The 7341-nt window shown below is 72.1% G+C and carries 6 protein-coding genes; 3 read left to right on the plus strand and 3 right to left on the minus strand.

Annotation, left to right across the window (positions count from 1 at the left end):
* Positions 1-97: 97 nt before the first annotated feature.
* Positions 98-1711, minus strand: coding sequence for a malate synthase A (gene aceB / locus ABZW18_RS29260; RefSeq protein WP_356193177.1), 1614 nt, complete (start codon positions 1709-1711; stop codon positions 98-100).
* 355 nt (positions 1712-2066) lie between these two features.
* A complete protein-coding gene (locus ABZW18_RS29265; RefSeq protein ID WP_356193179.1) occupies positions 2067-2681 on the minus strand; it encodes a nucleotidyltransferase family protein in 615 nt (204 codons plus the stop codon).
* 258 nt (positions 2682-2939) lie between these two features.
* Here ABZW18_RS29265 and ABZW18_RS29270 point away from each other — a divergent pair, with 258 nt between their 5' ends.
* Positions 2940-3269, plus strand: a complete 330-nt coding sequence (locus ABZW18_RS29270) for a DUF5955 family protein (RefSeq protein WP_356193221.1) — start codon at positions 2940-2942, stop codon at positions 3267-3269.
* Positions 3270-3400: 131 nt separating this feature from the next.
* On the opposite strand, the gene ABZW18_RS29275 is transcribed toward ABZW18_RS29270, so the two are convergent.
* Positions 3401-4249: an IclR family transcriptional regulator gene (locus ABZW18_RS29275; protein WP_356193182.1), complete on the minus strand. Its 849-nt coding sequence runs from the start codon at positions 4247-4249 to the stop codon at positions 3401-3403.
* 378 nt (positions 4250-4627) lie between these two features.
* On the opposite strand from ABZW18_RS29275, the gene allB reads away from it, so the two are divergent.
* Together allB and alc are read left to right on the plus strand one after the other, a co-directional pair.
* The gene (gene allB, locus ABZW18_RS29280) at positions 4628-5980 is read left to right on the plus strand and encodes an allantoinase AllB (RefSeq protein ID WP_356193184.1); all 1353 of its coding nucleotides are present in this window, start codon (positions 4628-4630) and stop codon (positions 5978-5980) included.
* Positions 5977-7140: an allantoicase gene (gene alc, locus ABZW18_RS29285; RefSeq protein ID WP_356193187.1), complete on the plus strand. Its 1164-nt coding sequence runs from the start codon at positions 5977-5979 to the stop codon at positions 7138-7140. Before allB ends, alc begins: the two co-directional genes overlap by 4 nt.
* The last annotated feature ends 201 nt before the right edge of the window (positions 7141-7341 follow it).

The following is a 7341-nucleotide window of genomic DNA, read 5'->3' on the forward strand; positions in this document are numbered from 1 at the left end:
TCCGGGGGGGGTCGGTGGGGCGGCGGGGGGGGGCCCGGTTTTCGCCCGGGGGGGGGGGGGGGGGGGGGCCCCGGGCCCCCCCCCCCCACGCCGGACGTCAGCCGAGCAGCTCGTATGCGGGCAGGGTGAGGAAGTCCGCGTAGTCCTCGTCGAGCGCGACCCGGAGGAGCAGGTCGTGGGCCTCGCTCCACTTGCCCGCCGCGAAGGCCTCCTCGCCGATCTCCTCGCGGATCGCCGCGAGTTCCTCGGCGGCGACCTTGCGGGCCAGCTCAGGGGTCGCCGTCTCGCCGTTCTCGAAGACGACGCCCGCGTTGATCCACTGCCAGATCTGGGAGCGGGAGATCTCCGCGGTGGCGGCGTCCTCCATCAGATTGAAGATGGCGACAGCGCCCAGTCCCCGCAGCCAGGCCTCGATGTAACGGATGCCCACCTGCACGGCGTTGCGCAGGCCGCCGTAGGTCGGCCTGGCGTCCAGCGAGGCGACATCGATCAGCTGACCGGCCGTGACGTGCACGTCCTCACGGAGCCGGTCCTTCTGGTTGGGTCTTTCGCCGAGCACCGCGTCGAAGGAGGCGCGGGCGACCGGCACCAGGTCCGGGTGCGCGACCCACGAGCCGTCGAAGCCGTCGCCGGCCTCCCGGTCCTTGTCGGCCTTGACCTTCTCGAAGGCGACTTTGTTGACCTCGGCGTCCCGGCGCGAGGGGATGAAGGCGGCCATGCCGCCGATCGCGTGCGCGCCGCGCTTGTGGCACGTACGGACCAGCAGTTCGGTGTAGGCGCGCATGAACGGCGCCGTCATGGTCACCGCGTTGCGGTCCGGGAGGACGAACTTCTGCCCGCCGTCACGGAAGTTCTTGACGATCGAGAACAGATAGTCCCAGCGGCCCGCGTTGAGCCCGGACGCATGGTCGCGCAGCTCGTAGAGGATCTCCTCCATCTCGTACGCGGCGGTGATCGTCTCGATCAGCACGGTGGCGCGCACGGTGCCCTGCGGGATGCCCACGTAGTCCTGCGCGAAGACGAAGACCTCGTTCCAGAGGCGGGCCTCCAGGTGCGACTCGGTCTTCGGGAGGTAGAAGTACGGGCCCTTGCCGAGGTCGATCAGGCGCTGGGCGTTGTGGAAGAAGTACAGCCCGAAGTCCACGAGGGCGCCGGGCACCGCGCGGCCGTCGAGCTGCAGATGCCGCTCGTCCAGATGCCAGCCGCGCGGCCGGGTCACCACCGTCGCGAGTTCCTCGGCGGGCTTCAGCGCGTACGTCTTGCCCTCGGGGCCGGCGAAGTCGATCCGGCGCTCGTAGGCGTCGATCAGATTGAGCTGGCCCAGGATGACGTTCTCCCAGGTGGGAGCCGAGGCGTCTTCGAAGTCGGCGAGCCAGACCCGGGCACCCGAGTTGAGGGCGTTGATGGTCATCTTGCGGTCGGTGGGACCGGTGATCTCCACGCGCCGGTCATCGAGCGCGGCGGGCGCCGGGGCGACCTGCCAGTCGCCCTCGCGGATGTGCGCGGTCTCGGTGAGGAAGTCCAGGCTGCTCGTCCGGGCGATCTCCGCGCGGCGCTCCTTGCGGAGGGCGAGGAGCTCGTCGCGGCGGGGGGTGAACCGGCGGTGCAGCTCGGCCACGAAGGAGAGTGCCGCCTCGGTCAGAACCTCCCCCTGCCGCTCCAGAGGCTCGGCGTCGACGATGGCCAGCGGGGACGGCGCTGGTGCGGACATGGGCTGTCACTCCATTCGGCGGGCGGTGCCCGGAGGGCCGCGGGATCTCCGGTCGGCGGCACGGGGTGCCGCTGGTCGGAGAAGCGGTCGCGGGCTCCGTCTGAGGTTCAGGGCGCTCTGACCAGTGGAGAGTAGTTTCCTCATGGTGGAAGTACAAGGTCTGTTGATGTCGAGAGAATCTTCGGGTGGCCGAGGGACGCCCGAATGGCTCCCAGTGCCACCCCGCCGCCGCGCCACGCCGTGGATCCGGACAACTGGACAGGGCCGCCCACCGGATGCGCCCGGATTCCGGGTCCGCCCCCCGGAGGCCGCCGGCGGCGCGGGGGTCTCGTGAGCGCACGCCCGTGACCCGCGGTCAGCCCAGCAGCCTCAGGTCCTCCGGGGTGTCGATGTCCTCGGGCGACGCGATGTCCGAGCAGTCGACGAGCGTGATCTCCCCCTCGTGTGCCCGGAGATAGCCCCGCGCGCCACGGTCGCCGACCGCGCTCGCGATCACCTCCGGCCAGCGGTCGGCGCCGAACAGTACGGGGTGACCGCGCCGTCCCTCGTACGACGCCGCGGCCAGACTCGACGGCGACGCGTAGCGCGCCAGTACGCGGGCGACCGCGTCCGCGCCGATCCCCGGCTGGTCCACCAGCGCCACGACCGCGGCCCGGGCGCCGCTGCCGGCGAGGGACTCCAGGCCGGCCCGGAGCGAGCTGCCCATGCCCTGCGCCCAGTCGGGGTTGTCGATCAGTACACAGCCGGGGAGATCGGCCCGGGCCCGCACAGTGGCGGCCGAGGCGCCCAGCACCACATGCAGCGGTGCGCAGCCACCGTCCCGCAGGGCGGCCGCCGCGTGCTCGACCAGCGGCCGTCCCCGGAAGTCCAGCAGGGCCTTGGGGCGGCCGCCCAGCCGCCGCCCGCCACCGGCGGCCAGCAGCAGCCCGGCGACGGGTGCGCCCCGGCCTTGCGTCGGTGAAGGTCCCATGCGCCCCTGCATACCGCATCGGGCGACACCGTGACGCGCCGCACCGCTTCATCCGGTGGGCGGATTGTGGGCCGAATTTCGCCCTCTGTGTGGCGCTCGGTGCGGAGAGTGGCGTTAACTGATCCGCGGCCTCTCGCGTTGGGGGAACGCGCCGTGGGGTCGGGCCTGAACCCGGAGGGGGAGAATCCGTTGGGGCGAAGCCAGGGGTCGGTCCGCGGCTGGTCGGCGGGCACCGCGGCAGTGGAGGGCGCCGTAGTAGTGGAGCAGAGGCGAGTGGTCGGCAGCGGCCAGGGCCGGCGGACGGAGGATCCGCGGGTGGCCGAGCTGTGTGCGGCCGTGTCACGGCTGCGCCGCGAACTCGCGAGTCACCCGGCGGACTTGTCGGACCGGGGTGTGGCGGAGGAGGAGCTCGCGGCCCTCGACGCGATGATGCGTGCCGGGACGCACGAAGTGCCCCGGCTGCGGCGTTCCCTGCTGCTGGTCGCGGGTGCGCTCGGCTCGGTGAGCGCGCTGGCACCGGCTCTCAGCGAGATGCGCCAGGTGATCGACAGCTTCGGTGATCTGCCGCGTCCGCGCTCCGGCGGCTGAACGGCCCGGAGTTGGCCGTACGAGCCGGACGAGCAGTGCGGACCGCTCGAGCGGTACGTACCGCTCGAGCGGTGCGGGCTGTGCGCCATACGGGCTGTGCCGTCGGGCGGTCGGCGGGTCCTGGCCTGTGCTCAGCCGCTGTTCCCGTTGTTGCCGACGTTGCCGGTCCCGGTCGCGGTCCCCGTGCCGGTCCCGTTGCTCGCGAGCGTGACCGACAGTTCGGCCGCGACCTGCTGAAGCAGCGGCACGATCTTCTCCGTGGCCGCCTCGGTCACCCGCCCGGCCGGACCCGAGATCGAAATGGCGGCGGCGGTCGGGGAGTCCGGCACGGAGACGGCGAGGCACCGGACCCCGATCTCCTGCTCGTTGTCGTCCACCGCGTAGCCGGCCTCGCGCACCTGGTCCAGCGCTTCGAGGAAGCCCTCCGGCGTAGTGATCGTCTTCTCGGTCGCGGCCGGCATTCCGGTACGCGCCAGCAGCGCCCGTACCTGCTCCGCCGGGGTGTCCGCGAGCAGCGCCTTGCCGACGCCCGTGGAGTGCGGCAGCACCCGGCGGCCCACCTCCGTGAACATCCGCATCGAGTGCCGTGAGGGAACCTGCGCGACGTACACCACCTCGTCGCCGTCGAGCAGCGCCATGTTCGCGGTCTCGCCCGTCTCCTCGACCAGCCGCGCCAGATACGGCCGTGCCCAGGTGCCCAGCAGCCGGGACGCGCTCTCGCCGAGGCGGATCAGCCGGGGGCCGAGCGAATAGCGCCGGTTCGGCTGCTGCCGCACGTATCCGCTGGCCACCAGGGTGCGCATCAGCCGGTGGATGGTGGGCAGCGGCAGCCCGCTGCTGGTGGCGAGCTCGCTCAGCCCGACCTCGCCGCCGGCATCGGCCATCCGCTCGAGCAGGTCGAAGGCGCGCTCGAGGGACTGCACGCCGCCCGTCGTCGCGGGCCTGGCGGCTGCGGAGGTGCTGTCGTTGGGCGGCGGCACGTCGCGGTTCCTTTCGGGGCAGGTGGGGCCGACCACCGCGCAGGTGCGGACGCCGCGGCTCGACCGGCAAAGGGGAAGCCTACCGGGCCCCGGCGATCTCCACATCGGTTCCGACTCAGCGTTCTCGCCGGTCACAGGCTGTTTTGCCGATGGGAGGGCCGGTCGGCGACCGATCGTCCATGCATCCATTGGACGTCACTGCGTTCCGCTGCGCGAAATTCGGTTTCTCTTTCGTGGAAGGGACCGTAGTGCGGCCGTCGTTGTCCGTCCCGGCTCGTGGAGGGTCGGAGCCGCTCTTGACGGCGGCGGGCGCGGAGTGAAGACTCGCTTCAACAGAACGTTGAAGTCTGCTGGTGGAAGCTGCGAGGAGGCCCTGGGGTGTCCGAGGTGCAACTGATACTGCGCTCGACGCGCGTGATCACCCCCGAGGGGATGCGTCCGGCAGCCGTCGCCGTGTCCGGCGAGAAGATCGCGGCCGTCCTGCCGTACGACGCCGGGTCGCCCGCCGGGGCCCGGCTCGAGGACTTCGGCGACGATGCCCTGCTCCCCGGTCTCGTCGATACCCATGTGCATGTCAATGATCCGGGCCGCGCCGCATGGGAGGGCTTCTCCTCCGCGACCCGCGCCGCCGCGGCGGGCGGTGTCACCACGCTCATCGACATGCCGCTCAACAGCGTCCCGCCCACCACCACTGTCGACCACCTCGACCTCAAGAGGAACGCCGCGCGCGGCAGGTCCCATGTCGATGTCGGCTTCTGGGGCGGCGCGGTCCCCGGCAACACCAAGGACCTGCGGCGCCTGCACGACGCGGGCGCGTTCGGCTTCAAGTGCTTTCTGCTGCATTCCGGCGTGGATGAATTCCCCCCGCTCTCCCCGCCCGAACTGGCGGAGGCCATGGGCGAGATCGCGAGTTTCGACGGACTGCTCATCGTCCACGCCGAGGACCCGCACCTCATCGAGAGCGCGCCCCAGCAGGCGGGCCCCCGCTACGCCGACTTCCTTGCCTCCCGCCCGCGCGAGGCGGAGAACACCGCCATCGAAGGGCTGATCGCCCTCGCGCGGAGGCTCCACGCGCGCGTGCACGTGCTCCATCTGTCCTCCTCCGGCGCGCTGCCGATGATCGCCGCCGCCAAGCGCGAGGGCGTACGGCTCACCGTCGAGACCTGCCCGCACTTTCTGACCCTCACCGCCGAAGAAGTTCCGGACGGCGCCACCGAGTTCAAGTGCTGCCCCCCCATCCGCGAGGCGGCCAACCAGGACGCGCTGTGGCAGGGCCTGGCCGACGGGACGATCGACTGCATCGTCTCCGACCACTCACCCTGCACGCCCGACCTCAAGCGCTTCGACACCGGCGACTTCGCGCAGGCCTGGGGCGGCATCTCCTCCCTCCAGCTGGGACTGCCCGCCGTCTGGACCGAGGCGCGGGCGCGCGGCCGGAGCCTGGAGGACGTCGTCCGCTGGATGTCCACCGTCCCCGCCGAGTTGGCGGGGCTGAGCGGGAAGGGCGCCATCGAAGCGGGCCGCGACGCCGACTTCGCGGTCCTCGCGCCCGAGGACACCTTCACCGTGGACCCCGCGTCGCTGCACCACCGCAACCAGGTCACCGCCTACGCCGGGCGCACCCTGCACGGCGTGCTGCGGTCCAGTTGGCTGCGCGGGCGGCGGATCGCCGACCACGGCACGACCACCGAACCCACTGGCCGACTTCTCGAGAGGCAGCGATCAGCATGACCGCGGAACAGCGTGCATCAGCAGAGGTGGCCCGTTTCACCGGTGACGCAGGCCCGTACGGCGGCGGGGACCCGTACGCCGACTACCGCACCGCCGACTTCCCCTTCAGCCACCTCGCCGACCTCGCCGACCGCCGGCTGGGGGCGAGTGTCATCGCCGCGAACGACGAGTTCTTCGCCGAGCGCGAGAACCTCCTCCTCCCCGGGCCCGCCCACTTCGACCCGGAGGACTTCGGGCACAAGGGCAAGATCATGGACGGCTGGGAGACCCGGCGCAGGCGCGGCGCCGGCGCAGCGCAGCCGCACCCGGCCGCGGACGACCACGACTGGGCCCTGGTACGGCTCGGCGCCCCGGGCGTCATCCGCGGCATCGTCGTCGACACCGCGCACTTCCGCGGCAACTACCCGCAGGCGGTGAGCGTCGAGGCGACGGCCGTCTCCGGGACCGCCTCCCCGGAAGAACTGCTCGCCGACGATGTGAAGTGGACCGGACTCGTACCCCGTACGGTCATCGGCGGCCACGCGGCGAACGGCTTCACCGTCGATGTCGAGCAGCGCTTCACGCACCTGCGCGTCAAGCAGCACCCGGACGGCGGCATCGCCCGGCTGCGCGTCCACGGCGAGGTCGTTCCCGACCCCGCCTGGCTCGGTGCGCTCGGCACCTTCGACGTGGTGGCGCTGGAGAACGGCGGCGCCGTGCAGGACGCCTCCGACCGTTTCTTCTCGCCGCCGGCCAACACCATCCGGCCCGGGCGGTCGCGGCAGATGAACGACAGCTGGGAGACCCGCCGCCGCCGCGACAAGGGAAGCGACTGGGTCCGCTACTCGCTCACCGAACAGTCCGTGATCCGCGCCGTCGAGATCGATACCGGCTATCTGAAGGGCAACTCGGCGGGCTGGGCGGCCCTTTACGCGCTTGACGCCTCGGACGACGCGGACCCGTCGGACCACTCGTCCCCGGCCTGGACCGAGCTGCTGCCCCGTACCCGGCTCCAGCCCGACACGGTGCACCGCTTCGTCCTGGCCGCGGCCCCGGCCGCCACCCACGTACGGATCGACATCTTCCCGGACGGCGGCATCGCGCGGCTGCGCCTGCACGGCTCCCTGACGGAGGAGGGCGCCCGGCGCCTGTCATCTCGTTACGGGCAACTGGGCGGCTGACCGTGCGTCAGCGCCGGTCCCGGCTCGCGCTGTTCCGGTACGAGCCGATGCGGCTCGCGTGGTCCGACTCCCGCGGTCAAGCGCGCGCGGGATCGGCGGAGGCGAGAGACCGGGCGAGGACCGGGTGAGGCCGGGTGAGGACCGGGTGAGGAACCGGGTGGGGACCGGGCGAGGACCGGGTGAGGAACCGGGTGGGGACCG

This window comes from Streptomyces sp. NPDC004647 (genome assembly GCF_040609575.1).
Lineage (GTDB): Bacteria > Actinomycetota > Actinomycetes > Streptomycetales > Streptomycetaceae > Streptomyces.